Here is a 25,746-nt window from a genome sequence, read left to right as displayed (position 1 = left end):
TCTTCGGCACCTGCCCGTACTTCCATGGCAATATCCGGTTCACATATAAAAATACAAATTTTCACTCTGGTTTTACCATAAATACACTATTCCATGTTGTTAAATATTTTCTAATAGCATATCATCAACCGTGTTGGGAAGTGTCACCTGTAATCGCGGCTCCATCTGCATCGCTCTTTTTACGGCAAAAACGGCCTCTTCATTCCGCGCCCAGCTACGCCTTGCAATGCCGTTGTTCACATCCCAGAACAACATGGATTTCAGACGTTTTTCGGCCTCCTTAGTACCATCAAGAACCATGCCGAACCCTCCATTTATTACTTCTCCCCAACCGACACCTCCGCCGTTGTGAATACTTACCCAGGTTGCGCCGCGAAAACTGTCTCCTATTACATTCTGAATGGCCATATCAGCAGTGAAACGGGAACCATCGTAAATATTGGAGGTTTCCCGGTATGGCGAATCTGTTCCGGATACGTCATGATGGTCACGTCCGAGTACTACTTCACCTATTTCTCCGGCAGCTATTGCCTTATTAAATGCTTCTGCTATTTTCATTCTTCCCTCGGCATCCGCATAGAGTATACGTGCCTGCGACCCTACCACGAGTTTGTTTTCCTGTGCTCCCCGTATCCACCGGATATTATCGGCCATCTGCTGTTGTATTTCCTCCGGGGAATTACGCCGTATCTCTTCCAGTATTTCACAGGCAATGCCATCGGTACGGGCAAGGTCTTCCGGTTTTCCGCTGGTACATACCCAACGGAAGGGCCCGAAACCATAATCAAAACACATGGGCCCCATAATATCCTGTACATAAGAAGAATACCTGAACTCCTTTTCTTCCGGTCCCGCATCTTTACCTCCGGGAGCCCAGACATCCGCTCCTGCCCTAGATGCTTCCAGCAGAAAGGCATTGCCGTAATCAAAGAAATATGTTCCGCGTGCCGCATGTTTGTTTATCGCAGTCGCCTGACGCCTTAGACTTTCCTGTACATGTTCTTTGAATTTTTCCGGGGCATCGGCCATCATCGTGTTAGCTTCTTCGAAACGAAGCCCAGCCGGGTAGTATCCCCCGGCCCAGGGATTGTGCAGCGATGTCTGGTCGGAACCGAGGTCGATATGTATATTTTCTTTATCGAAATGTTCCCATACATCAACCACGTTCCCCAGGTAAGCTATGGAAACTACTTCATTTGCCGCTTTTGCCTTTTTCACCCGTTCGGTAAGAACGTCCAGGTCATCCGTGACCTCATCTACCCACCCCTGGGAATGCCGCGTATGTACGGCTTTGGGATTTACTTCCGCACAAACGGTTATACACCCCGCAATGTTACCGGCTTTGGGTTGCGCACCACTCATACCTCCCAGTCCGGAAGTGACAAACAATGCTCCTGTTCCCTTTTCCCCGGGACCGGAAGGACTTTTTCCTATTTTACGCAGGGCATTCATTACCGTAATGGTTGTTCCGTGCACAATGCCCTGGGGACCTATATACATATAACTTCCCGCAGTCATCTGTCCGTACTGGGTTACCCCCAGCGCATTGAACCGTTCCCAGTCATCCGGGGCGGAATAATTAGGTATCATCATGCCGTTGGTGACCACCACCCTCGGGGCTTCTTTATGCGACGGGAACAGGCCCAGCGGGTGACCGGAATACATAACCAGGGTCTGCTCTTCTGTCATTTCGGACAGGTATTTCATCACCAGCCGGTATTGTGCCCAGTTCTGAAAAACAGCACCGTTTCCGCCATAGGTAATAAGTTCGTGAGGATGCTGGGCCACCGCCGGGTCCAGATTGTTCTGTATCATCAGCATAATGGCTGCAGCCTGACGGGATCTGGCCGGATATTCGTTCATCGGGCGGGCATACATGCGATAAGCCGGACGAAAACGGTACATGTAAATCCTCCCGTATTTTTCCAGCTCTTCCGCAAATTCCGGCAATAAAACAGCGTGATGTTTTTTGTCGAAATAGCGCAGGGCATTCCGCAATGCCAGTTTTTTCTCCTTGGAGGTAAGTATGTCTTTTCGTTTCGGGGCGTGGTTAACGTCGGTATCGTATGGTTGAGCGGCAGGTAATTCCAGTGGAATTCCTTCTGATATCTGTTCTTGAAATGTCATAGAATAATAAGATTTAGCGGTATAACCGGGTATGACAGAGCGTACCTTATCTAGACCGCATTAAATGTAAAATATTCGGAATTAAGATAATAAGATTATTACTCGGAATAACAAAAAGGCTCCGCAAAGATCACGGAGCGGCAGACAAAAGGCTAGGGATACCGTATATCCACCCTGTGATGCGTATAGGCAATTTTTATTTTATATTGCATATTGCCTCTGTCCATCAGCGTTTTCTGTTGGTTTTCCTGTCATATCCGTAAGGGCAATGCCTGCACCCGCTTTCACAGCAATAACCTCTTTTGCGGTGATACTGCTCCGTAAACACTTTATAACCTTCCGGCGACAGGTAATAATCTCCTTCTTCTATGGGGATAATTTTTTTAATCAAATCCTGAAAAATCGACAAGACCAATATCCTGACCCTGCTAATTATTTGTTAGAGGAACACTATTTTGGTACATATCTTGTTATCTTTACAAAGATAATTTTTTGATTTCATTCCTGAAAGCGACATATGATTTTAATTTCCAAATACCTGTTTCCCAAGCGCTATGTCGGTTTGACACTCTGGCCGGTGATATTTCTCAAAACCCCGGAACTGAAAAATGACCCGGTACTGCTCAACCACGAAAGAATTCATTTGCGGCAGCAGCTGGAACTCCTGATTTTTCCTTTCTACCTGGTATACGGCATAGAATGGCTCATTGGCCTGATAAAATACCGCAGTGCTTACATCGCATACAAGAATATCAGTTTCGAAAGAGAAGCCTATGCCAACGAAACCAACGATGATTACCTGAAAACCAGGATACCATGGCAATTTATCCGCTACATTTTTTAACGGTCATTAACATTCGGATGGCATTTTTTTTGCAGTATTTTTCAGCAAAAAAACCTAAAAAAATGAGACCATTTATTTTCCTATGCACAGTTCTGTTCGCAATGGTTTCCTGTAGCGGACAAGAAACTTCCAAAAACAATAATCCGGACCCGAATGACAAGGAACAGGCTAAAAACACTGCCCCGAAACCTCAGGAAAGCTGGACAGTGGACAAGGAAGTAGACGAAAACGGCAATATTATCCGTATGGATTCTACCTATACCTGGTCGTTCTCCCCGGACGGAAAAGAATTATCGCCCGAAACTATGGACAGCCTGATGAACCGCTTCCGGCAGAACTTCGGCGCCGGTATACCGGATATGTTCGGAGAAGACTTTTTCAGTGCCTTTCCCTCCGATTCCACATTCTTTCATCCTTTCAGTAATGACAGCCTGTTCCGTCAAAGTATGGATCAACGGCACAAATTATTCCGGGACATGATGCGCAGGGCAGACTCCCTGCACCGGAATTCCGTCGAGTCTTTCGGTAAGATGAATAAAATATGAGTATTATCATCCGGAAAAGCCCCGGGAGTACAAAAAATTGCCCCATACACGGGGCTTTTGTCTTTTTTGCTTCCTGCTGCTTCTTCCCTACCTTTGTACTGCTAACAGACACATTTTGAACCAGGAAATAATATTGGATATCCTCAGGCAAAAGAATATAAGGCTGGAAATCAAACGCGAAGACCTTTTACATCCGTTGATTTCGGGAAATAAATTCCGAAAGCTCAAATACAACCTGCTGGAAGCTAAGGAGAAAAATCACCATACCCTTCTTACCTTCGGCGGGGCCTATTCCAACCATATTGCAGCGACAGCAGCCGCAGGCAGGGCGTACGGGTTTGCGACCATTGGCGTGATCAGGGGGGAAGAACTCCGGGAAAAAGCAGATGAAAACCCTACGCTCAGCTTTGCCCGAAAAGAAGGCATGAAGCTGAAATTTATCTCCCGGTCTGATTTTCGCAGGAAGGATACCCCGGAATTTCAGGAAAAACTGTGGGAAGAATACGAGCCTTTTTACCTGCTTCCCGAAGGAGGCACTAACCGGCTTGCCGTAAAGGGTTGTGAAGAAATACTGGAAACCGGGGATACCGGCTTCGATTATATTTGTTGTGCCGTCGGTACGGGTGGTACCATAGCCGGATTGATAAACAGTTCCGGAGAAAATCAGGAAATCTTGGGATTCCCTGCCCTGAAAGGTGATTTTTTAACCGATGATATTCGTAAATTTGCGCAGAAAGATAACTGGCGTTTACAAAATGAATTCCATTTCGGCGGATATGCCCGGGTAAATGAGGACCTCATCCGGTTTATAAATGATTTCAGGCAAAAAACAGGGGTTCCGCTGGATCCGGTTTATACGGGCAAAATGCTGTACGGCATACTAAAACTCATAAACAACGGTTATTTTAAGAGCGGTTCAAAAGTGCTGGCTATTCATACCGGTGGTTTACAGGGAATTCCGGGAATGAATACGATGCTGAAAAACAAGAAACTGCCTCTCATACGATAGGGGGCAATACTATAACCCTGCACCTGGTGTTAAAAGGACAATAAGTTAACCAACAAAAGCATGCGAAAAATATTATTTGCACTTATCATTTTGGGGCTGGTGGCCTCTTCCTGCGGTTCCAAGAAAAAAGCGGCCAGGAAACGAAATACTGACAAAACCAAAACGGTAAGGGTAGAACCCAAAACCCCGACGGAACCGGTGAAAAAAGAGAATGACACCAAAAACACCGGCTTTACCCGGATGAAAGTAAGTTCTACCGAAGAATATATCGAAATATTCGCCTCCATTGCACAGGACGAAATGCGGGAATTCGGTATCCCGGCGAGTATTACCCTGGCGCAGGGTATACTGGAAAGCGGATCGGGCATGGGAGAACTGACACTGAAAACCAACAATCACTTCGGTATTAAATGCCACACCGGCTGGTCCGGCGGCATGGAATATCACGATGATGATGAAAAAGGGGAATGCTTCCGGAAGTACGATCACCCCATGACCTCATACAGGGACCACTCTCTTTTCCTCACCAGCAGGAGCAGGTACGCCTCCCTGTTCGACCTTCGTAAAGACGACTATCACGGATGGGCCAAAGGACTGAGAAAAGCGGGGTATGCCACCGATCCCCGTTATCCGCAAAAACTCATTGGCCTTATAGATAAATACCGGCTGTATATCTATGACGAGCAGGTGCTTGGCAGTTCGGGAAGAAGGGAACGAGTCGTTTCGGATAACGACACAAGGCATATTGTTCGTCGCGGCGATACGTTGTACTCTATTTCCAAAAGATACAATACTACCGTAGAGGCCCTTAAAAGAGCAAACCGGTTGAGAAACAACAATATTGCCGTAGGACAGGAACTAAAAATACGATAGTATTTCAGTAAAGCCGCACGGCCGTGCGGCTCATCCAAAAAAAAAATTACAAAATATGATATATCAAAGAAGCAGCGCATTATTTGCAGAAGCCGAAAAATATATACCGGGGGGCGTTAATTCGCCCGTAAGAGCCTTTAAATCCGTCGGAGGGACCCCCGTTTTCATCGAACGGGCCAAGGGTGCCTACCTGTACGATGCGGATGGTAACCGGCTGATCGACTATATCGCATCCTGGGGGCCTATGATCCTCGGGCATGCACATGAACCTGTGATCAGGGCGGTCACCGAAAAAGCGGAAAAAGGCACTTCCTTCGGAATGCCTACCGAAACAGAAACAGAAATTGCCCGGCTTGCGGTTTCTATGGTCCCGAATATCGATAAGATACGTTTCGTAAACAGCGGCACAGAAGCCTGCATGAGTGCAGTGCGGCTGGCCCGGGGATATACGGACAGGGAAAAGATCATCAAATTTTCCGGTTGTTACCACGGCCACTCCGACGCTTTCCTTATCCAGGCCGGAAGTGGTGCGGTCACGTTCGGTTCTCCCAATAGCCCGGGGGTTACACAAGGAACGGCCAAAGACACTTTATTGGCCACGTACAACGATCTGGAATCCGTAAAGGCCCTGTTTGAGGCCAATAAAAATGAAATTGCCGCCATCATCATAGAACCGGTTGCCGGAAACATGGGATGCATCCTCCCCGCGGAAGGCTTTCTTCAAGGATTAAGGTCCCTCTGTGACCAATACGGCGCCCTGCTTATTTTTGACGAAGTAATGACCGGTTTCCGTCTCGCCCGTGGCGGGGCACAGGAGGTCTTTGATATAAAGGCCGATATAGTTACCTTCGGTAAGGTTATAGGTGGCGGGCTTCCCGTAGGGGCTTTTGCCTCCCGAAATGAAATTATGAACCACCTGGCCCCGCTCGGCCCGGTATACCAGGCCGGTACCCTTAGCGGTAATCCGCTTGCCATGAGTGCAGGACTGGCCATGCTCTCGGAACTCAACAACAGCCCGGAGATATTCAAAAGCCTGGAAGAAAAAACGGAGTACCTTCACAAAGGTATTGCCAGGGTACTGACCAAACATGGAATAACCCACCGCATCAACCGGATGGGCTCTATGATATCCATACACTTTACAGACAAGGAAGTAAAAGATTTCACCAGTTCGGCAACCGGGAACAACGACAGCTTTAAAAAGTTCTTCCACGGCATGCTGAACGAAGGCATTCACCTCCCACCGAGCGCGTTCGAAAGTTGGTTCCTCAACGATGCCCTGAGCTATGAAGACCTCGATTTTACCATAAATGCTGTGGACAAGATCGCGATGTCTCTTTAAAAACAATCAGAAAAAAGCCGTGATCAAAACCAGTATCACGGTTACACATGAAGCCACGGTACGGACATGGTTCCAGCGCAGCCAGGGCTTTTCAAAAGCACTCCTCGCCCCGGAAATTTCTTCTTCCGAAGCTGTTTCCGGGATGAGTTTTGCCAGTTTGTCGTTCATGGGAACATTCTTTACTACCGTAACACCAAACACCCCTATAAGATACAGTGCGGTAGCGGTGAGCAGGAAAACAAATTGTTTACCTCCTTCTTCACCGTGGAGAACGGTAGCCAGCAGCAATAAGAGCGGCGCACCGAAAAAAGCCAGGAAAAACAGCGGGTTCAGTATTGCGGAATTTATGGACTGCATGGCCACAACAAACTCCTTGTCGCCCAACCGCTCCAGGCCACGGTTTACCGCAATGCTGAAGGCGTAAAAAAGTCCGGCCATCAATGCGGAGGCCAGTCCGGCCAGAACGAGTACAATATCCGGAAACAACATCTATTTTTTCCGGCTGTATTTTATTTCCATCGTCTTCATCTCCGCCCCGTCATGCTCCATGAACATCTCCATCATACGGGTATTTTCATCGATCCGGGAGATCACTTCCCTGACCTTTAAATCATTCCCCGTCATAGGGTCCACCATAGAACCTTTCATTTCCAGAGTATTACTCCCATCTTCCGGTACAGCCCCCCGCATGATCATTATCCCGGTGCCCATATCGTCCATCCAGGTAGCGAAAAATTCTTTTTTTGCGTTGTCATATCCCGTAAAACCCAAGCCATTAAAGGATTCACCCATAAATTCTCCTTCAAAGGATGTTTTCAGGTAGCGTCCTCCCATAACCATTTCACAGACCTCCGTCCCCCCGGCTGTTTGAGGTGGTGCGGAAGGATCCGCCCAATGGGTAATGTCGGCGTTCCATACACCTTCGTCCATGGCGAGCATTTTGTGCATGTTGCCGGGAGTACGATAGGCACTCCAGGCCTCCATCATGGCGGCCTGCGGATCATCGGAAACAGAGGCTGCTTCCTTTTCCTGTGCTACGATAAGGTTTTGGATTCCCAGAACCATTAAAACAGCACAAACCGGGGTAAGAATTCTTGTTTTCATTTTTTAAAGTATTTGGTAAGTGATTGAAAAAGTTAATTTACAATATTTTCAAATAATACACAAGCTAAACAACTCATTTATAGCAAATTGAAATTTACCGGGTTTTAGTATTATACTTTCACCGAATTTCAATGGCGGTCAAACCCGGTAAAAATTAAAAATAAAGATATAGTTCCTTTACAGGTAGCATGTATTATTCGCAAAAAAAACGATATATTGACAAAAAATTTTCCCGTTATACCTGAAAAGAAACTAACTTGAGGAAACTACCTAATTTAAAAGAATTTGTAAACAGACCAGGGCGGGAGGAATTCCATAACCCGTTATTTTCCAGCCTGAACAAAGATATTCCTGCCGGTATTGTCTTGTTTCTCGTGGCGCTTCCCCTTTGCCTGGGAATAGCGCTGGCCAGTGGGGCGCCTCTTATTTCGGGATTGATCTCCGGGGTTATAGGCGGGTTGGTCATCGGTCTCGTAAGCAAATCCGGAACCAGTGTCAGCGGACCGGCCGCCAGTGTTTCGGCTGTGGTATTCCTTGCTATTCAGGACCTGGGCGGGTTTGATATTTTTCTGACCGCGCTGGTTATTGCAGGTCTGTTTCAAGTACTTTTCGGCATCCTGAAAGCCGGTCTTATCGCCGATTATATCCCTACCAGCATTATCAAAGGACTGCTGGCCGCCATTGGTATCATCCTTATCCTTTCGCAGCTTAAATATGCCGTAGGCATGGAACTCGACCACGACCGTTTTTCAAGTTTTTCGGAGGATTACCTGAACAATGCCTGGAAAATCGTTACCCTTTTTTTCAGGTCCTTCACCCCCGGTTCCATTATTCTCACCCTGGTCTCTCTTTTTATATTGCTTTTCTGGGCAAAGACACCGCTAAAGAATTTCAAACTGATTCCCCCCGCCCTGATCGTGGTTATCCTCGGTGTGGTCCTGAACTTTATTTTTAAATATCTTGTTCCCGGGTTATACCTCGACAGCATTCATCTCGTAAGTATTCCCAAAGTTGACGATCTTTCCTCCCTTATTACAACCCCGGATCTCAGTGCCATAGGCAATGTCAAGATATGGACTACGGCCACAACCGTTGCCATTATTGCCTCCCTGTCTACTTTACTGAACATAGAAGCTACGGATAATATAGATCCGCACAAACGAAAAACACCTCCGAACAGGGAACTTATAGCCCAGGGCATTGGCAACACCCTGTCGGGCCTTATCGGCGGAATTGCCATTACCTCGGTTATCGTGCGTAGTACGGTAAATATAGAAGCGGGGGGACAGACCAAACTCGTTACCATACTCCATGGCCTCCTCTTGCTGTTGAGTGTACTTTTTATAAGTTCCGTTATCAACCTCATTCCCCTGGCTTCCCTATCTGCCATATTATTAGTAGTAGGATATAAACTGGCATCTGTCTCCCTGTTCCGGAAAATGTATGCCAAGGGCTGGAGCCAGTTCCTTCCGTTTGTCACCACCGTTATTGCCATTTTGCTTACAGATGTGCTCATCGGTGTATTGATCGGCTCGGCGCTGAGTGTGTTTTTTCTTTTACGGAACAATTATTACAATCCGTTCTTTATTGAAAACACCAGGTTCAGACAGGGCGAAGCTATTAAACTCGAGCTTTCCAACGAGGTTTCCTTCCTTAACCGTGCTTCTATTAAAAATGCACTTTGGAGTGTTCCCGACAATAGTAAGGTGATTATTGATGCTACTTTTTCCAGCTATATAGACCAGGATGTAGTAGAAATTCTCCGGGATTTCGAAAGTACTTTTGCCATGGAACACCAGATCGATGTAAATATAATAGGCCTGAAGGAAAGTTATGACAAAGGTGAGGGAATCGATTTCGAGGGTAAAAACCTTGAAAAAGCCGTATTAAAATCATCCCCCGGGGAAATTCTGACTTATTTAAAAGAAGGTAATAAAAGTTATGTTAAAGGCAACCTCATCTCCCGAAGGCTGAGAAACAAAGAACTTACCGACTTCCTCAGTACTTGCCCGCTTGCCGTAGTGGTAAACTGTATTGACCTCAGAGAACCTTTAAACATGCTCCTCAATACCGGTATTGGCGACCTGATACCTATCAGGTCAGCCGGAAACGCGGTGAGCGTCCCTATTATCCGCAGTATAGAAATAGCTTGCCGTAACCAGGGTGCAAAACTCATCCTCCTGATGGGAAATTCCGGAAACTCCTTTGTCAAAGAAGCTATCGAAGCCCATCAGGCAGGAAAGGAATCCTATTTAAAACCACTGATCGAGGATGCGTTGGTCTCAAAAAAATTCAGTGAAGAAGATCTCAAAAACAAAGATCCTGAAGATATCGCGAATCTCATTACCCGGTTTAATCTCGAATTTTCCAAGGAAAAAATAATGCGTGATAACCCTTTTATCAGGGAACAGGTGGAAGCCGGAAACCTGGGGATCGCTTCGGCTTTCTTTGATCGCAAAACGGCTTCGGTAACGTTTTCCGAACTGTTCACCATAGAAGTCTCATCAGGAAAATAATACTTTTAAAATATTTAACAACAACTCATGACCAATAACGACATTTTAAAAAAATTACGGGTAGCTCTGAAGCTAACCAACGACGACATTGTTGACATTATGAAACTGGTGGACTTCAATGTATCCAAATCCGAACTGGGCGCCCTCTTCCGCAGAGAGGACCATCCGAAATATATGGAATGCGGCGACCAGTTCTTACGAAATTTCCTCAACGGACTGATCATACATATGAGAGGGCCTGCTGAAGAAAAAGGGGATAAGAAAAAAACAGGACAGAAGGATGAGAGCTAAAGGCACGGTGAGAAAACTGATCCTGCGATGCGCAAAGCAGCGGCTAAAATTTACAGTAAAATAAGAAGATATAATGCATAAATTCATTCGCTGGGGCATTATTGGATGCGGCAATGTCACCGAAAAAAAGAGCGGTCCTGCTTATCAGAAGACCAATGGATTTGAACTGGCGGCCGTAATGCGGCGCAATGAAGACAAGGTTCGCGATTATGCCCAAAGGCACCGGGTAAAGAAGTATTACACCGATGCGGACGATCTTATCAACGATAGTGAAATTGATGCCGTTTACATCGCTACACCTCCCGATACACATAAGTATTACGGGCTCCGGGTAGCTGCAGCAGGCAAGCCCTGCTGTATAGAAAAACCCCTTGCCCCTTCCTACCGGGACTGCCTGGCTGTTCAGGAGGCTTTTGAAGAAGCGGGTGTCCCCTTGTTCGTAGCCTATTACCGACGCTCCCTGCCCCGTTTCCTCCGGATAAAAACGTGGCTGGACAATGGTGAGGCGGGCAATATAAGACATATAAGCTGGCATCTCAGCAAACCACCGAACGACCAGGACCTTTCCGGCGCATACAACTGGCGTACCGATGTACACATAGCCTCCGGAGGTTATTTTGATGACCTGGCAAGCCACGGCCTGGACCTTTTTACCTTCCTCCTCGGGGAGATCAGGGATGTATATGGTATAAGCCTCAATCAACAGGGGCTTTATGCGGCAAAGGATGCCATAACTGCCTGCTGGTTGCACAACAACGGCATTACCGGCTCCGGAAGCTGGAATTTCGGCTGTCATACCCGCGAGGATAAGGTGGAAATACTGGGCAGTAAAGGGAAAATCACATTTTCGGTCTTTGACGAAGCTCCCGTTATCCTGAGTAATAATAAGGGTATACAGGAACTCTTTATCGACAACCCGGAAAACATACAGGCGTATCATGTGAAAAACATTAAGGACCACCTGGAAGGGCAAGCCATACATCCTTCCACCGGCTCAACGGCAGTACATACGGCATGGATCATGGACAAAATACTCGGCACCATTTGATCCGGTCTCTTTTTCCGAAATACAAAAATTGATACAAAAGTATTGCCTGTTTCATTATTATTCCATTACTTTGCGCCTTGTTCCGCCCGTTCTTTTATAACGGGAGGAAACACAAGTTCAGAAAAATAATTAAGATGTTATCAAGAAAGGCTGAGGGAATAGACCCGGTGAAGCCTTAGCAACCCTCCCTCATGGAGAAGGTGCTACGTTCTACCCCGGATACGGGGAAAGATAACCCCGTGTACCACATGACACGGTCTAAAGGGTAATTACTTTCCGTAATAGCTTTTCTGGTAACATATCGCATACAAACAAAAAACGGTTACATTGAAAAGCAATTTAAATCAGCTTGAAATTACAGGTTTTGTCACAGAGATCGGTGTGCAGATTCCACGTATCCCGCTATCTTACCAGGTTTTCGGAAAAACGCTGGGAGAAGCTCCGGTGATACTGGTCAACCATGCCCTTACCGGGAATTCGGATGTTGCCGGAGAAACGGGCTGGTGGAAAGACCTTATCGGGGAGGGTAAGGGCATAGATACTTCCATCTACACTATCCTGGCCTTTAACGTGCCGGGGAACGGTTATGACGGATTTGTCATAGACAACTACAAGGATTTTGTAGCTCGTGACATGGCAAGGATATTTTTGACCGGCCTGGAAAAACTGGGTGTCGGAAAACTTTTTGCGCTCATAGGGGGCTCAATGGGCGGCGGTATTGCCTGGGAAATGGCAGTGCTCGATCCCGATATCACCGAGCATCTCATTCCCATTGCTTCGGACTGGAAATCAACGGACTGGCTTATTGCCAATTGCCAGGTACAGGAACAATTCCTCGTGAATTCCCGCCAGCCCGTCCACGATGCGCGTATGCACGCCATGCTGTGCTACCGCACACCGGAATCTTTCAAAACCCGTTTCAACCGGACCACCAACCAGGAACTCAAGGTTTTCAATGTAGAAAGCTGGTTGTTGCATCACGGCAATAAATTGCAGGAGCGCTTTCAGCTTGCCGCATATAAGCTGATGAACCAATTGCTGAAAACCATAGATGTGACCAGGGGGCACAAAGAGCATTTTAACGTACTGGAATCCATAAATGCCAATATCCATATCATAGGAGTGGATTCCGACCTTTTCTTCACCGCCGAAGAAAACAGGGAAACACATAAGCAACTGGCACAGGCCCATGACAGGGTAACTTACGGCGAAATACATTCCGTACACGGGCACGATGCTTTTTTAATAGAATTCGAACAACTGGAAAAACTCATAGGAGGAATATTTCAAAAAGGAAAAAACAACAGGATGAAAGTATTGAAGTTTGGTGGTAAATCACTGGCTAACGGAGAAGGTATTACCAATGCGTTGCGTATTATCGAAGATAAAATAGAACAGGGAGAAAGGATAACCGTGGTAGTCTCCGCAAGGGGCAATGCGACTAACGAACTGGAAGAGATACTCGAGAAAGCCGCAAAAGGGGAAAATTTCACAAAGCAGTTAGAGGAGTTTAGGACCTACCAGCAGGCCGGTTTTGATTATGTGGATTTTTCCGATGAATTCACCAAGCTCGAAAAATTGTTTGAAGGAGTAAACCTGCTGGGAGATTACAGTTCCAAAATCAAAGACCAGATACTTTCAAAAGGAGAAGTTATTTCAGCCAAACTCATCACGGAAGTATTAAAATACAAAGGTATCAATGCCGTATTTACCGATACGCGGAAACTCATCAAAACGGATGAGAAATTCGGAAATGCACAGCCCCTGGAAAAACTTTCCAAGGAGAATGTCCTCGGGCATTTCGAAAAACACAATCACAACACGGTAAATATCGTAACAGGGTTTATAGGTTCCAACACCAAAAACGAGACCACTACCCTGGGTAGGAACGGCAGTAACTATACGGCCTCTCTTATAGCCAACTTCCTGGATGCGGAGGAACTGCAAAGCTATACACATGTAGACGGTATATTCACCGCCAATCCGGAGCTGGTGCCCGATGCACAGCGCATAGAACAGCTATCTTATAACGAAGCGAATGAAATGGCTAATTTCGGGGCTACTATCCTGCATGCCAAAACCATTATCCCGTTGATAGAAAAGAACATTCCGCTGCGTATACTCAATACCTTTAACAACGATAACAAAGGAACCCTCATTACTTCCGAACCCAATAAAGAAGGTATCAAATCACTGTCCGTACTGGAAAATGTGGCCTTACTTAACCTGGAAGGGCGGGGACTGCTCGGAAAAGCGGGAGTCGATGCACGGATCTTCCGGGCACTCGGTGACAGCAATATCAGTGTGAGTATTATTTCACAAGGGTCTTCGGAAAGGGGAATCGGACTTGTAGTAGATGCGGAAAACGCTACAAGAGCCATCGTGGAGCTGGAAAAGGAGTTTGAAAAAGACTTTTACTCCAAAGACGTTAACAAGATATCCGCAGTAGATGACGTATCGGTTATTTCCATTGTCGGGCAGGACCTCAGTACGTTTCACAAGCCCTATAACGCGTTGATAAGAAACCAGGTCGTTCCCCTGCTGTTCAACAATACCGTCACCGGAAAGAACGTCAGCCTGGTCGTAAAAAAATCTGCACTGCACAAAGCACTTAATGTTATACACGGGGAAATATTCGGTATTTCCAAAAAGATCAATATCGCCATATTCGGTCACGGACTGGTAGGAGGAACACTTATCGAACAAATACTATCATCGGCCGGCAGTATTGAAAAGCGCAAGAATATACGCCTGAATATTTTTGCCGTGGGCAACTCAAGGAAAGTACTCCTGGATAAAAATGGTATCGGGGACAACTGGAGGGAAGCTATCGGTAACAGCGATCAATCCCCCGGGGCAGATGCGGTTATTTCCTATGCCAAAACACATCACCTGGAAAACCTTATTGCTATAGATAATACGGCCAGTGCGGATTTCGTGGAAAATTATATCGAACTGATCAACAACGGTTTTGACATAGTTTCGTCCAACAAGATCGCTAATACGCTTAGCTACGGTTTCTATAAAGAATTAAGGAAAACCCTTGACAAAAACCAGAAACAATATCTTTACGAAACCAATGTAGGCGCCGGCTTACCTCTTATAGACACTATAAAACTGCTACACCTTTCCGGGGAGAACATTACCGGGATCAAAGGCGTATTCTCCGGGTCACTGAGTTACCTTTTCAATACTTTTTCCGTGGAAGACAGGCCTTTCAGTGAAGTATTGCAGGAAGCCATAGACAAAGGGTTTACCGAACCGGACCCCAGGGAAGACCTCTCGGGTAACGATGTGGGGAGAAAACTCCTTATCCTTGCCAGGGAACTGGATCTCCGTAACGAATTTGAAGACATCAGGATACAGAACCTCATCCCCGAAACTTCAGGTTTTCGCGAAGGAAAAGCTGCGGATTTTCTCTCCCGTCTGAAAGAACTCGACAACACGTACACGGAGATAAAGACCAGGCAGGAACCAGGTCATGTACTGCGGTATATCGGGGAACTCTCGGGCGACCTGCAGCAGGACAAGGGCATCCTGGAGGTGAAACTCGTTTCCGTTCCCGAGCAAAGTGCGCTCGGCCAGGTCAAAGGTTCCGATTCCATATTCGAAATATACACCGAGTCTTATGGAACAAGGCCACTCGTCATTCAGGGAGCCGGTGCAGGAGCTAATGTAACGGCCCGGGGCGTGTTCGGAGATATATTACGGCTGGCGGACCGTGGAGAATAATACAATAGCAATAACATAATACATTGAGCTCATGTACCAGCATTTACATACGGACTTCGGCGAACTGGACTCCTTACTGGAGCAGGTAAAGGAACAGGCCGGGAATTATCTGGGCGACCTGCATAACAGACCGGTATCCACAACTTTTGAAGTTGATGATATCCCCGGACTGAGTGAAGAAGGACTTGGCGCTGCAAAGGCTCTGGAACAATTTAACAGCCGGTTAGAGCCTCTCATCGTCGCCTCTTCCGGCCCCAGGTATCTGGGGTTTGTTACCGGCGGTTCCACACCGGCATCCATAGCAGGGGACTGGCTGGCAACTATATATGACCAGAACACCCAGGCAGTCAAAGGAGAAGGCGATATTTCGGCTGTCATAGAGCAAGAGGCCGTGAAACTATTGCTGGCCCTCTTTGACCTGCCCTCCGACTTTTTCGGTGGTTTTGTTACGGGGGCCACCATGTCCAATTTCACCTGCCTTGCCGTAGCTAGGCAATGGTATGGCAGACAGCTGGGGAAAGACTATGCCAGGGACGGCATCCGGGACAAGGTACATGTACTAACGGCCACTCCCCATTCGTCTTCCGTAAAATCACTGGCCATGCTGGGACTGGGAAGCAGGAATATACTGAAAGTAGACACGCTCGGGGGAAACAGGGAAGCCATAGACCCGGATGACCTGGAGAAGAGGATACTGGAACTGGAAGGCGCTCCTTTTATATTAATATCCAGTGCAGGAACGGTAAATACCGTCGATTTCGATAATTTCGAAGCGATCGGGAAACTGCGGAAGAAGCATAACTTCTGGTGGCATATCGACGCTGCTTTCGGTGGTTTTGCCGCCTGTTCTCCTGAATACGAACACCTGCTGAAAGGCTGGGAAGACGCCGACAGTATTACCATAGACTGTCACAAATGGCTGAACGTACCTTACGAAAATGCATTTTTCCTCGTACGTAAGGAGCATAACCTGTTACAGGCAGAGACCTTTCAGAATTCCAATGCCCCTTACCTCGGAGATCCCATGGAGAATTTCAGCTACCTCAATTTTCTGCCGGAAAATTCCAGGAGGCTCAGGGCTCTTCCCGTCTGGTTTACATTAATGGCCTACGGTAAAAAAGGTTACAGGCATATCGTGGAAAATTCCGTTGAAATGACACTCCTGATGGGCGATTTTATAGTACAAAACCCTAAATTTGACCTGCTGGCCCCCGTGCGGCTTAACACCGTATGTTTTACGCTGAGCGGAGAAGAAAACCAGGAGAACGTCCGGCCTTTCCTCACTGCTCTCAACCGCAGCGGAAAAGTCTTTATGACCCCAACGGTATATCAGGGTAAAAAAGGTATCCGGGCAGCTTTTGTAAACTGGATGACCAGTAAAGAAGATGTGACCATAATTACGGAACAAATGGACCGTATTGCCGAAGAAATTTTATAAAAACACATTCCTAACAGATAAAAAAATAAAACACGAGATAATGAGCAAATCCCACTTTGAAACCGATGCCGTACGAACCCGTATAGAAAAAACAGAATTCCTGGAACACACCAGCCCGTTATATCTTACTTCCAGTTTTGTTTTTGAAGATGCGGAAGATATGAGGGCTTCTTTTGCAGAAGAAAAAGAAAGAAACATTTACAGCAGATTTACCAATCCCAATACCTCCGAATTCGTAGATAAAATATGTAAAATGGAAGGAGCGGAAAGCGGTTATGCCTTCGCTACCGGGATGGCGGCCGTATTCTCTACCTTTGCCGCCCTGCTGAACAGCGGTGACCATATTGTCGCTGCACGGTCGGTCTTCGGGTCCACCCATACCCTGTTCACCAAGTTTTTACCGAAGTGGAACATCAATACTTCCTATTTCAGGGTAGACGAAACGGAAAAGATAGAATCGCTCATACAACCGGATACTAAAATACTCTTCGCAGAGACCCCGACGAATCCGGCAGTAGACATCCTGGACCTGGAACTATTGGGTGAAATAGCAAAAAAACACAACCTTATCCTGGTCATAGACAACTGCTTTGCTACTCCGTATCTCCAGAACCCCATAGCATTCGGGGCGGACCTGGTTATTCATTCCGCTACCAAACTCATAGACGGACAGGGCCGTGTACTGGGAGGTATTACCGTGGGTAAAAAAGATCTTATCCGGGAGATTTATCTCTTTTCCCGCAATACGGGGCCATCCCTGTCGCCTTTTAACGCCTGGATACTATCCAAAAGCCTCGAAACCCTGGCCGTACGTGTGGACAGGCATTGTGAAAATGCACTTAAGGTAGCGGAATTCCTGGAAAATCATCCCCGGGTAAACTGGGTGAAATATCCTTTTCTCAGGTCCCATCCCCAATATGAAATAGCCAAAAAGCAGATGAAAGCCGGTGGAAGCATTGTGGCCTTTGAGGTTAAAGGCGGTGTGGAAGCGGGCCGTAAATTCCTGAATTCCATAAAAATGTGCTCGCTATCCGCCAACCTGGGAGATACCCGTACCATAGTAACCCACCCGGCATCCACCACACACAGCAAACTCAGTGAAGAAGATCGCTTGCAGGTAAGTATAACGGACGGGCTCGTAAGAGTTTCGGTAGGACTGGAAAACGTAGCGGATGTTATTGCAGACCTGGACCAGGCATTATCATCTTAAGAGGTGCTTTCCTACAACTTATAAAAATATCCCAAAGTTTCCTGATCATCAGAGCGGGATTAAAAAAGATTTGTTAATTTAGACCATAACAATCCAAAAAATACAATTTTCCTGTTATGAAGAGATATATCAGCTTACTGGCACTTGTTGTGGCACTGACCTTCGCCCCAGAAACTAATGCACAGAAATTCAGCGGACTGGATAAAAGTCCGTGCGATATCGCATATTACCGTACAGACCGCAAGGCAGCCCCTGTCGCAAAGGTGGTTTACGGAAGGCCCCAGAAAAAAGACAGGCCGGTTTTCGGGACACTCGTACCTTTTGACAAAGTGTGGCGTACCGGGGCCAATGAGGCAACAGAGATCACCTTTTTCAAAGACGTAATGTTCGGAGATAAGGAGGTTGAAGCTGGTACTTATACCCTGTTCACCATTCCCGGGGTAAAAGAATGGGTGGTAATCCTGAACAGTGATACGGACGTATGGGGCGCTTTCGATTATAAAGAAGCCAACGATGTAGCCAGGACAACGGTCCCTGTCGAGAAGGACAGTCAATCCCTGGAAGCTTTCTCCATTACTTTCGAACCCGGAGATAACGGAGCCGACATGTATATGGGATGGGATACTACACGGGTTAAGGTACCGATCAGCGAAAGATAGTTTTTTTAATTATATCCGAAAAATCCGGAAAATTTCCTTAATTGAAAAATTTCCGGATTTTTTATGTCCGGATTTTCCATGCCAGGGAAGGTGTCATGCCATACATGTTTTTGAACTCTTTGATGAAATGGGACTGATCGTAGTATCCCGCATCAAAAAACACTTTGTTTTCCCTCAGGCTTTGTGTGGAGGGTTTGGCCTGCAGAATATGCTGAAAACGCACTACCTTGCTGAATGTTTTGGGCGTGCTCCCTATATAAAAATCGAACAGGCGCCGCAACTGTCTCGGACTGACCCCGGTATCCAGTTCTTCCTGTACCTGCAATATGCCCTGTTTTTTTATGATAATGTCCAGGGCATTGAAAAAGCGATGGTCCGTATTCAGGTTTGCCAGCCCTACCACTTCCCTGAAATAACAATCGAATGTACCTGCATATTCCGGGAAAGTCATATTACCGGAAACACGAGGTATCAATCCATTGAATACGTGAGGCAAAAGATGGTGTAATGCTTCTACGCGCCCTGTAAGTTCGTTGCCACCGATACGAAATAAAAGCGGAAAAGCCGCGGGCAAAAAACGGATACCTATATAACGGAACTGGGGGTCGAGCGGAAATTCGGTATATTCGGTGGAAAAACCCATAACGAACATGTCCTCCGGATTCCCGGTCTCAAAAAATATATCCGTACAGGCATCCGCCACTACTTTATAAGGGAAAGGGGTTGTGAGCCTCCGGGTAGTCTTCAGTTCCCAGTAACAATAAATATAATTGCCCAGGTGCATATGCGGAAACAGTTCCGAATAAGTCACCCCCGAATCGTTCCCTCCCACAGTCGGCTGAAGGGGTTTGAAGTGCTTTCTTATATCCGGAAGGTCATGCATATAAATACAGCTTCTTACAAAGATAAACCGATTTATGACATGTCCGGAACAATTTAATATACCTTCTTCCCTCCTATGAAAGTCCCCTCCACCTTTGTTGCGGGGATTTCTTCCAGGGGAACCTGCATAATATCCTTGTCCAGTATAATAAAATCGGCCAGTTTACCGGTTTCTATACTTCCCTTCTCCTCTTCTTCAAAATTGGAATACGCCGCCCATATGGTCATACCTTTCAGCGCCTCTTTCCTGCTCAGGGCGTTTTCAGGCTGGAATCCCCCGTTAGGATACCCATCGAGGTCCTTTCTTCCCACAGCAGCGTAAAAAGTATAGAACGGATTAACATGCTCTACCGGAAAATCCGTACCCAGGGCAATAACCCCGGCCTTATCCAGAAGCGTTTTATAGGCATATGCCCCTTGTACACGGTCTTTCCCCAACCTGTCCTGTGCCCAGTACATATCGCTGGTAGCATGTGTGGGTTGTACGGAAGGTATGATACCCTGTTCAAAATAATCAAAATCTTCGGGGCTTATCACCTGCGCGTGTTCTATTTTCCATCGCCTGTCCTTTTTTCCTTCCAGCGCTTTGGCATATGCCCGTAATACGGCAACATTGGCAGAATCTCCAATGGCATGGGTATTCATCTGAAAGTCGGAAGCTGCTATTTTTAAGGCCAGTGCTTCGATATCCGCAACGGGTGTTACCATGGCCCCGTAATGCCCCGGCTTGTCCGTATAAGGGGCTTTCAACGCTGCTCCTCTCGATCCCAGTGCACCGTCCGCATATACTTTTACGGACCGGACGTGGAGTTTGTCGGTTTTTTTCACTCCTCTTGACAAAAAGTAAACAACATCTTTTTTACTGTTGCTTACCATGGCATATACCCGCATGTCCATAGCGTTCATACGTTGCAGACTGTCTATAAGTTCTATGGTTTCCCGGGTGAGCCCGGCATCATTTACCGTAGTTAGCCCGTACCCGAAACATATTTTCTGCGCGTCCAGTAATGCCTGTACCTGTGTCTTCCTGTCCGGCGGGGGAAGTACGGCATCTACGAGGGCCATAGGCCCGTCTACCAATACTCCGGTCGGTTCTTCGTTCTTCATTACGATTTCACCGTTGTCCACAATGGTTTGCCCGTTTATTCCGGCCATTTGCAGCACTTTGCTGTTTACGAGATAGGCATGTCCGTCTATACGTTCCAATACTACGGGTGTATCGGGGAACAGGGAATCCAGCACGTCTTTCTCCGGGAATTCCTTTACCTCCCAATCGTTCTGGTCCCATCCTCTTCCGAATATAACTTCCGGTTGTTTCTCTTTCTGAAAGACGACCACTCTTTCCACTACTTCATCAAAACTTGCAGTTCCCTCGAGATCTACATGCTGCCGGTTAAGCCCCAGCCCGTAAAAATGACAATGAGCATCGATAAGCCCGGGAACCACGGTTTTTCCGTTTACATCAATGATCTCCCTTGCGGAATATTTATTTCCTATGTCCTCTACATTTCCTACATCAATAAATTTCCCGTCTTTTATGGCAAAGGATCCTGCTTTGTCAAAATGGTCGTTTACGGTGTATACATTGGCATTGGTTACTACAATGTCTACGGGTTGTCTTTTTTTACACGAATTTAGAGCAAGCATAAGTGCCGCTATAGAAAAGAGGGTCTTTTTCATGGGGGTGGCTAATTGTTTAGGGTTCTTGTAAAAGTAGGAAAAACACCAATAAAATCTGAAATTAAAATCGTAAAAATCACAATTCCATATGCCGGGCATAATTCCGCCATTTCTCTATACATGCGACCATATCTTCCGGCAGGGGAGAATCAAAACTCATGAACTTTCCGGTAACCGGGTGTTCGAAGCCCAGGGTTTTGGCATGTAAGGCCTGGCGAGGCAGTGTTTTAAAACAATTATCCACAAACTGTTTGTATTTGGTAAAGGTGGTCCCTTTGAGTATTTTTTCTCCCCCGTAACGTTCATCATTGAAAAGTGTATGCCCTATGTGCTTCATATGCACCCTTATCTGATGTGTACGCCCCGTTTCCAGTTTACAGGATACCAGGGTTACATAACCGAGCCGTTCCAGGACCTTGTAATGGGTTACGGCTTCTTTACCGTGCGTCCCGTCTTCGAAAACAGCCATCTGCAAACGGTTTTTGGGATGCCTTCCTATATGTCCTTCCACCGTACCTTCTTCTTCCTCTATATTTCCCCATACCAGGGCCACATACTCCCTTTCACTGGTCTTGTCGAAAAACTGCCTTGCCAGGTGGGTCATGGCCTGTTCCGTTTTGGCAATAACCAATAGCCCACTGGTATCTTTATCTATGCGGTGCACCAGTCCCGGACGTTCATTACTGTTTTTCGGAAGGTGTTCAAAGTGATACACCAGGGCATTGATAAGTGTTCCGCTATAATTACCGTGACCGGGATGCACAACCATACCTGCCGGTTTATTGACCACCAGCAGCTCATCATCTTCATAAACAATATCCAGCGGAATATTTTCAGGGGTAAGCAGGTATTCGTATGGCGGGTGTTCGAACAATACTTTTACCTCATCCTCGGCCTTTACGCGGTAATTGGATTTAACGGCTGTTCCGTTAACCCATATATTACCGTTCCTGGCCGCCTGCTGTATTTTATTCCGGGTTGCATTTTCTATGAAATTCATCAGAAATTTATCTACCCGCAGCGGTTCCTGCCCTTTTCCTGCCTTAAAACTGTAGTGTTCGTATAATTCGTCGTCCTGTTCTTCAATATCGTTATGCTCCGCCATCACCTTCGTTATTTGTATCTTCCGTTTCCGCCTCCTCTTTTGCCGCTTCTTCTTTTTTCCGCTCTTCTTCCCCCCCGTTCCCGCATACGAGGTCTATTTTGGTGGTTTTCGGAAACTGGTCTCCCGGGGCGATCTTTTTCCCCTGGTATTGGATATAGTAAACCATGTCTTTACCTATCTCGTCTATGTATTCCACCCTTCCGACTTCCAATCCTACGGCGCGGAGCATGGATTCGGCATTCCGCCTGGTGACCTGTATGATATTCGGTACACTTACCTCCCGGTATCCGGAAGGATTTATAGTGAGATATATTTTTCTGTTCTGTTTTACGGTACTCCCCCCTACGGGTTCCTGCTCTATAACGGAATATCGGGGGTACCCCGGGTTAAAATTGGCTGAATCCAGCACTTCAAAACGGAGGTCCGCATTCTCGAGGGTCTCCTTAACCTCGTTCAGGGTTTTCTTGGAAAGGTCGGGTACGGTGACAAACTCACCGTGATTTGTTGTGATCTTCAGCCATTGCAATGCGAGAAGAACCAATGCTACCGATACCACCACTGCTATTATTATCTGGGTCAGAAAAGTTTTACTCCCCAGGAATCTAAAAATACTCATGTTCTTTATTTAGTTGACAAAGATATGAAACTGTTTACTTATTTCGGGAGGGGAAACCGCCTTCGGGCGTCATTCTCTCCGATCGCCACTACCAAGGGAGTTCCACGCACCTGCCATCGCTTACCGGCATCAAATTTAATCCTAAAAGTTTTTTTATCTTTTGATTTATTAATGATACTTTTGATTAAACGAATTTACGGAACTCTTTCGTGTAGCCGATGAAAAAAAATATTGCTATTCTGATGGGGGGGTATTCCAGCGAATACCAGATTTCCCTAAAAAGCGGTAATGTAGTATACCAGCACCTGAACCGTGAAATTTACAATCTTTTCCGGGTCCATATCTTCCCGGACAAATGGGTGTATGTAGACGATAATGAAGCTGAATTCCCGGTAGACAAACACGATTTCAGCATTTCACCGAAGGGTGAAAAAATAAATTTCGATGCTGTTTTCATCGCCATACACGGGTCACCCGGTGAGGACGGTTACATACAAGCCTACCTGGACCTCCTGAACATTCCGCATACTTCCTGCGGATTTTACCAGGCTGCCCTTACGTTTAACAAAAGGGATTGTCTTTCCGTACTGAAAGCATATGGCATTCCGTGTGCTGCTTCTTTCTATATCAATAAGGGAGATATCATTAATACCAGTTATATTGTAGCCAAAGTAGGTCTTCCGTGTTTTGTCAAGGCCAACAAGGCCGGCTCCAGCTTCGGGGTTTCCAAAGTACATAAGGAGGAGGACCTCCCCCGGGCCATAGAATATTCCTTTAAGGAAGATGACGAAATTATTATAGAATCTTTTCTCGACGGGACGGAAGTTTCCGTGGGCGTCATTCAGTACCGGGGAGAGACGATGGTTCTGCCTGTTACGGAAATAGTTTCGGAAAACGACTTTTTTGACTACAATGCCAAATATCTCGGTCAGTCCCAGGAAATAACCCCGGCGCGATTATCCGCGGAAATGACCGCAAAAGTATCGGAAATAGCGAAAAAGGTTTACGATATCCTGAAATTAAAAGGCTTCAGCCGAAGTGAATACATTATAGTAAACGATATTCCGCACCTGTTGGAAATAAATACCATCCCCGGACTTACTACGGAAAGTATTTTGCCGCAGCAGGCAGGTGTTGCAGGTATATCCCTTAAAGAACTTTTTAACAACGCGGTGGAAGAGGCTCTGAAAAAATAGTTATATTTAAAAGAAGAAAAGACAACAACTCCGATCCAGAAATCATGAAGCGAGCTATTTTTCCGGGATCTTTTGATCCCATTACCTTAGGACATTACGATATTATTACCAGGGGACTCACCTTGTTTGACGAACTGGTCATTGCCATAGGTATCAATGCCGAAAAAAAGTACATGTTCTCTGTTGAAGAGAGGAAACAGTTCATTGAAGAAGCTTTCCGGGATGTCCCGAAAATCAAGGTCATGACCTATGAAGGGCTTACCGTGGATTTCTGTAAAAAAATAAATGCCCAGTTTATCCTGAGAGGGCTGCGCAACCCGGCAGACTTCGAATTTGAGAAGGCCATTGCACACACCAACCGGAAATTATCGGAAATAGAAACTGTATTTTTGCTCACTTCTTCCGGGAAATCCTATATCAGTTCTTCGATTGTTCGGGATGTTATCCGCAATGGCGGAGATTATACCGGACTGGTACCGGACACTGTAAGGGTAAAGGAATAAACGGGTCAATGTGCCGATTTGATAATTAGCCAATGGGATAATGAAGTTATTGACTTGTTAATAACTAAACTACTATCGCCTTGACATCCATAGGTTTTGACAAACAATAAAATTACCCTCTGGTTATTGAGCTATGGAGTTATTCAGGCAACATCCTTAAATTCAAATTACTGAATTATCGCATTACCTCATTGGCTAATTATCACATTTTTAAAACCGGTTATCCCCACTGAGAATATCTCCGAGGCCACCCAGCACACTTCCTTCCCCCTTATCCTTTCCACCTCCCTGTGGTGCTGCGGCCCATACCCTGCTGGCAAGCCTGCTGAACGGAAGCGACTGTACATATACCACTCCGGGACCACGCAATGTAGCAAAGAAAAGTCCTTCACCCCCGAAGACGGTGTTCTTTATTCCTCCTACGAATTCTATATTGTAATCCACATCTTTGGTAAAGCCCACGATACAGCCCGTATCTACTTTTAACACCTCTCCCGGGGTCAGTTCCTTTCTCGCCATAGTTCCACCGGCATGGACAAAGGCCATACCATCCCCTTCCAGCTTCTGCATAATGAAACCTTCACCACCAAAGAAACCTCTTCCCAGGCGCTTGGAAAATTCAATTCCCACACTTACCCCTTTTGCTGCGCAGAGAAAAGCATCTTTCTGGCACACAAATTTACCGCCGTAGTTGGTAAGGTCTATCGGAACTATCTTCCCAGGGTACGGAGAAGCGAAGCTCACCTTTTTCTTTCCGGTTTCCGCATTCAGGAAAACAGTCATGAAAAGACTCTCCCCGGTTAACAGGCGTTTCCCGGCAGAAAACAATTTCCCCAATACACCCTTCTCCTGATTGGAGCCATCTCCGAAGATGGTATCCATACTTATACCGTTATCCATCATCATAAAACTGCCTGCTTCGGCTACAATGGCCTCCTGCGGGTCCAGCTCTATTTCCACATATTGCATTTCCTCGCCGTAAATGTGGTAATCAATTTCGTGTGCTGTCATTGGTTTTATTTCTAA

General features: G+C 46.3%; 23 protein-coding genes and 1 riboswitch. Of the genes, 14 read left to right on the top strand and 9 right to left on the bottom strand.

The genetic code is table 11. The annotated features are described in order from the left end of the window. Positions 1 to 99: 99 nt before the first annotated feature. Positions 100 to 2,127, bottom strand: a complete 2,028-nt coding sequence (locus ED312_RS06200) for a urocanate hydratase (RefSeq protein ID WP_123215136.1) — start codon at positions 2,125 to 2,127, stop codon at positions 100 to 102. Positions 2,128 to 2,353: 226 nt separating this feature from the next. Further along, positions 2,354 to 2,515, bottom strand: a complete 162-nt coding sequence (locus ED312_RS23700; RefSeq protein ID WP_170164455.1) for a DUF5522 domain-containing protein — start codon at positions 2,513 to 2,515, stop codon at positions 2,354 to 2,356. 129 nt (positions 2,516 to 2,644) lie between these two features. Between ED312_RS23700 and ED312_RS06190 the strand changes: the two genes are divergently transcribed. From ED312_RS06190 to hemL, 5 genes are all read left to right on the top strand, one after another. Further along, complete coding sequence (locus ED312_RS06190; protein WP_123215134.1) at positions 2,645 to 2,971, top strand: hypothetical protein; 327 nt, start codon at positions 2,645 to 2,647, stop codon at positions 2,969 to 2,971. Positions 2,972 to 3,033: 62 nt separating this feature from the next. After that, positions 3,034 to 3,516, top strand: coding sequence for a hypothetical protein (locus tag ED312_RS06185; RefSeq protein WP_148044224.1), 483 nt, complete (start codon positions 3,034 to 3,036; stop codon positions 3,514 to 3,516). A 115-nt stretch (positions 3,517 to 3,631) separates the two neighbouring features. Further along, complete coding sequence (locus tag ED312_RS06180; RefSeq protein WP_123215132.1) at positions 3,632 to 4,525, top strand: 1-aminocyclopropane-1-carboxylate deaminase/D-cysteine desulfhydrase; 894 nt, start codon at positions 3,632 to 3,634, stop codon at positions 4,523 to 4,525. 60 nt (positions 4,526 to 4,585) lie between these two features. Then, a complete protein-coding gene (locus ED312_RS06175; RefSeq protein ID WP_123215131.1) occupies positions 4,586 to 5,398 on the top strand; it encodes a glucosaminidase domain-containing protein in 813 nt (270 codons plus the stop codon). Positions 5,399 to 5,453: 55 nt separating this feature from the next. After that, on the top strand, positions 5,454 to 6,740 hold the full coding sequence (gene hemL, locus ED312_RS06170; protein ID WP_123215130.1) for a glutamate-1-semialdehyde 2,1-aminomutase: 1,287 nt from the start codon (positions 5,454 to 5,456) through the stop codon (positions 6,738 to 6,740). Between the two features lie 6 nt (positions 6,741 to 6,746). On the opposite strand, the gene ED312_RS06165 is transcribed toward hemL, so the two are convergent. Then, a complete protein-coding gene (locus tag ED312_RS06165) occupies positions 6,747 to 7,229 on the bottom strand; it encodes an anthrone oxygenase family protein (RefSeq protein ID WP_123215129.1) in 483 nt (160 codons plus the stop codon). Then, positions 7,230 to 7,844 carry a DUF1579 domain-containing protein gene (locus ED312_RS06160; protein ID WP_123215128.1) on the bottom strand — a complete coding sequence of 205 codons (615 nt, stop codon included), beginning with the start codon at positions 7,842 to 7,844 and terminating at the stop codon, positions 7,230 to 7,232. Positions 7,845 to 8,101: 257 nt separating this feature from the next. Between ED312_RS06160 and ED312_RS06155 the strand changes: the two genes are divergently transcribed. The 7 genes from ED312_RS06155 to ED312_RS06125 all read left to right on the top strand — a co-directional run bounded on the left by ED312_RS06155 (position 8,102) and on the right by ED312_RS06125 (position 18,738). Continuing rightward, on the top strand, positions 8,102 to 10,360 hold the full coding sequence (locus ED312_RS06155) for a bifunctional SulP family inorganic anion transporter/carbonic anhydrase (RefSeq protein ID WP_123215127.1): 2,259 nt from the start codon (positions 8,102 to 8,104) through the stop codon (positions 10,358 to 10,360). Positions 10,361 to 10,387: 27 nt separating this feature from the next. After that, on the top strand, positions 10,388 to 10,651 hold the full coding sequence (locus ED312_RS06150) for a DUF1456 family protein (RefSeq protein ID WP_123215126.1): 264 nt from the start codon (positions 10,388 to 10,390) through the stop codon (positions 10,649 to 10,651). A gap of 73 nt (positions 10,652 to 10,724) precedes the next feature. Then, the gene (locus tag ED312_RS06145; RefSeq protein ID WP_123215125.1) at positions 10,725 to 11,699 is read left to right on the top strand and encodes a Gfo/Idh/MocA family protein; all 975 of its coding nucleotides are present in this window, start codon (positions 10,725 to 10,727) and stop codon (positions 11,697 to 11,699) included. A 134-nt stretch (positions 11,700 to 11,833) separates the two neighbouring features. Continuing rightward, positions 11,834 to 11,937, top strand: a riboswitch (SAM riboswitch). An 89-nt stretch (positions 11,938 to 12,026) separates the two neighbouring features. Then, entirely contained in the window at positions 12,027 to 15,431 is a 3,405-nt protein-coding gene (thrA, locus tag ED312_RS06140; RefSeq protein WP_123215124.1) for a bifunctional aspartate kinase/homoserine dehydrogenase I, read from the top strand. A gap of 31 nt (positions 15,432 to 15,462) precedes the next feature. Next, the gene (locus ED312_RS06135) at positions 15,463 to 16,869 is read left to right on the top strand and encodes a pyridoxal phosphate-dependent decarboxylase family protein (RefSeq protein ID WP_123215123.1); all 1,407 of its coding nucleotides are present in this window, start codon (positions 15,463 to 15,465) and stop codon (positions 16,867 to 16,869) included. 40 nt (positions 16,870 to 16,909) lie between these two features. Further along, entirely contained in the window at positions 16,910 to 18,079 is a 1,170-nt protein-coding gene (locus tag ED312_RS06130; protein WP_123215172.1) for a trans-sulfuration enzyme family protein, read from the top strand. Between the two features lie 116 nt (positions 18,080 to 18,195). After that, positions 18,196 to 18,738: a DUF2911 domain-containing protein gene (locus ED312_RS06125; protein ID WP_123215122.1), complete on the top strand. Its 543-nt coding sequence runs from the start codon at positions 18,196 to 18,198 to the stop codon at positions 18,736 to 18,738. A 61-nt stretch (positions 18,739 to 18,799) separates the two neighbouring features. On the opposite strand, the gene ED312_RS06120 is transcribed toward ED312_RS06125, so the two are convergent. The 4 genes from ED312_RS06120 to ED312_RS06105 form a co-directional block, all read right to left on the bottom strand. After that, entirely contained in the window at positions 18,800 to 19,621 is an 822-nt protein-coding gene (locus ED312_RS06120; protein ID WP_123215121.1) for an AraC family transcriptional regulator, read from the bottom strand. A 53-nt stretch (positions 19,622 to 19,674) separates the two neighbouring features. Continuing rightward, on the bottom strand, positions 19,675 to 21,300 hold the full coding sequence (locus ED312_RS06115; RefSeq protein WP_123215171.1) for an amidohydrolase: 1,626 nt from the start codon (positions 21,298 to 21,300) through the stop codon (positions 19,675 to 19,677). 76 nt (positions 21,301 to 21,376) lie between these two features. After that, complete coding sequence (locus ED312_RS06110) at positions 21,377 to 22,405, bottom strand: RluA family pseudouridine synthase (protein WP_123215120.1); 1,029 nt, start codon at positions 22,403 to 22,405, stop codon at positions 21,377 to 21,379. Beyond that, positions 22,392 to 23,021: a PASTA domain-containing protein gene (locus ED312_RS06105; RefSeq protein ID WP_123215119.1), complete on the bottom strand. Its 630-nt coding sequence runs from the start codon at positions 23,019 to 23,021 to the stop codon at positions 22,392 to 22,394. Before ED312_RS06105 ends, ED312_RS06110 begins: the two co-directional genes overlap by 14 nt. A gap of 218 nt (positions 23,022 to 23,239) precedes the next feature. Between ED312_RS06105 and ED312_RS06100 the strand changes: the two genes are divergently transcribed. Together ED312_RS06100 and coaD are read left to right on the top strand one after the other, a co-directional pair. Beyond that, on the top strand, positions 23,240 to 24,217 hold the full coding sequence (locus ED312_RS06100) for a D-alanine--D-alanine ligase (RefSeq protein WP_123215118.1): 978 nt from the start codon (positions 23,240 to 23,242) through the stop codon (positions 24,215 to 24,217). A 44-nt stretch (positions 24,218 to 24,261) separates the two neighbouring features. Next, positions 24,262 to 24,720, top strand: coding sequence for a pantetheine-phosphate adenylyltransferase (gene coaD / locus ED312_RS06095; protein WP_123215117.1), 459 nt, complete (start codon positions 24,262 to 24,264; stop codon positions 24,718 to 24,720). 210 nt (positions 24,721 to 24,930) lie between these two features. On the opposite strand, the gene ED312_RS06090 is transcribed toward coaD, so the two are convergent. Continuing rightward, entirely contained in the window at positions 24,931 to 25,731 is an 801-nt protein-coding gene (locus ED312_RS06090) for a TIGR00266 family protein (RefSeq protein WP_123215116.1), read from the bottom strand. Between the last annotated feature and the right edge of the window lie 15 nt (positions 25,732 to 25,746).

This window comes from Sinomicrobium pectinilyticum (assembly GCF_003725735.1).
Classification (GTDB): domain Bacteria; phylum Bacteroidota; class Bacteroidia; order Flavobacteriales; family Flavobacteriaceae; genus Sinomicrobium; species Sinomicrobium pectinilyticum.
This window is presented reverse-complemented; position numbering and strand designations above follow the sequence as displayed.

Excerpts from the sequence above, each read along its gene's own strand:
- ED312_RS06200 (WP_123215136.1), bottom strand. The coding sequence starts at position 2,127 with ATGACATTTCAAGAACAGATATCAGAAGGAATTCCACTGGAATTACCT.
- ED312_RS06190 (WP_123215134.1), top strand. The coding sequence starts at position 2,645 with ATGATTTTAATTTCCAAATACCTGTTTCCCAAGCGCTATGTCGGTTTG.
- ED312_RS06185 (WP_148044224.1), top strand. The coding sequence starts at position 3,034 with ATGAGACCATTTATTTTCCTATGCACAGTTCTGTTCGCAATGGTTTCC.
- ED312_RS06175 (WP_123215131.1), top strand. The coding sequence starts at position 4,586 with ATGCGAAAAATATTATTTGCACTTATCATTTTGGGGCTGGTGGCCTCT.
- hemL (WP_123215130.1), top strand. The coding sequence starts at position 5,454 with ATGATATATCAAAGAAGCAGCGCATTATTTGCAGAAGCCGAAAAATAT.
- ED312_RS06165 (WP_123215129.1), bottom strand. The coding sequence starts at position 7,229 with ATGTTGTTTCCGGATATTGTACTCGTTCTGGCCGGACTGGCCTCCGCA.
- ED312_RS06160 (WP_123215128.1), bottom strand. The coding sequence starts at position 7,844 with ATGAAAACAAGAATTCTTACCCCGGTTTGTGCTGTTTTAATGGTTCTG.
- ED312_RS06150 (WP_123215126.1), top strand. The coding sequence starts at position 10,388 with ATGACCAATAACGACATTTTAAAAAAATTACGGGTAGCTCTGAAGCTA.
- ED312_RS06145 (WP_123215125.1), top strand. The coding sequence starts at position 10,725 with ATGCATAAATTCATTCGCTGGGGCATTATTGGATGCGGCAATGTCACC.
- ED312_RS06135 (WP_123215123.1), top strand. The coding sequence starts at position 15,463 with ATGTACCAGCATTTACATACGGACTTCGGCGAACTGGACTCCTTACTG.
- ED312_RS06130 (WP_123215172.1), top strand. The coding sequence starts at position 16,910 with ATGAGCAAATCCCACTTTGAAACCGATGCCGTACGAACCCGTATAGAA.
- ED312_RS06125 (WP_123215122.1), top strand. The coding sequence starts at position 18,196 with ATGAAGAGATATATCAGCTTACTGGCACTTGTTGTGGCACTGACCTTC.
- ED312_RS06120 (WP_123215121.1), bottom strand. The coding sequence starts at position 19,621 with ATGCATGACCTTCCGGATATAAGAAAGCACTTCAAACCCCTTCAGCCG.
- ED312_RS06115 (WP_123215171.1), bottom strand. The coding sequence starts at position 21,300 with ATGAAAAAGACCCTCTTTTCTATAGCGGCACTTATGCTTGCTCTAAAT.
- ED312_RS06110 (WP_123215120.1), bottom strand. The coding sequence starts at position 22,405 with ATGGCGGAGCATAACGATATTGAAGAACAGGACGACGAATTATACGAA.
- ED312_RS06105 (WP_123215119.1), bottom strand. The coding sequence starts at position 23,021 with ATGAGTATTTTTAGATTCCTGGGGAGTAAAACTTTTCTGACCCAGATA.
- ED312_RS06100 (WP_123215118.1), top strand. The coding sequence starts at position 23,240 with ATGAAAAAAAATATTGCTATTCTGATGGGGGGGTATTCCAGCGAATAC.
- coaD (WP_123215117.1), top strand. The coding sequence starts at position 24,262 with ATGAAGCGAGCTATTTTTCCGGGATCTTTTGATCCCATTACCTTAGGA.
- ED312_RS06090 (WP_123215116.1), bottom strand. The coding sequence starts at position 25,731 with ATGACAGCACACGAAATTGATTACCACATTTACGGCGAGGAAATGCAA.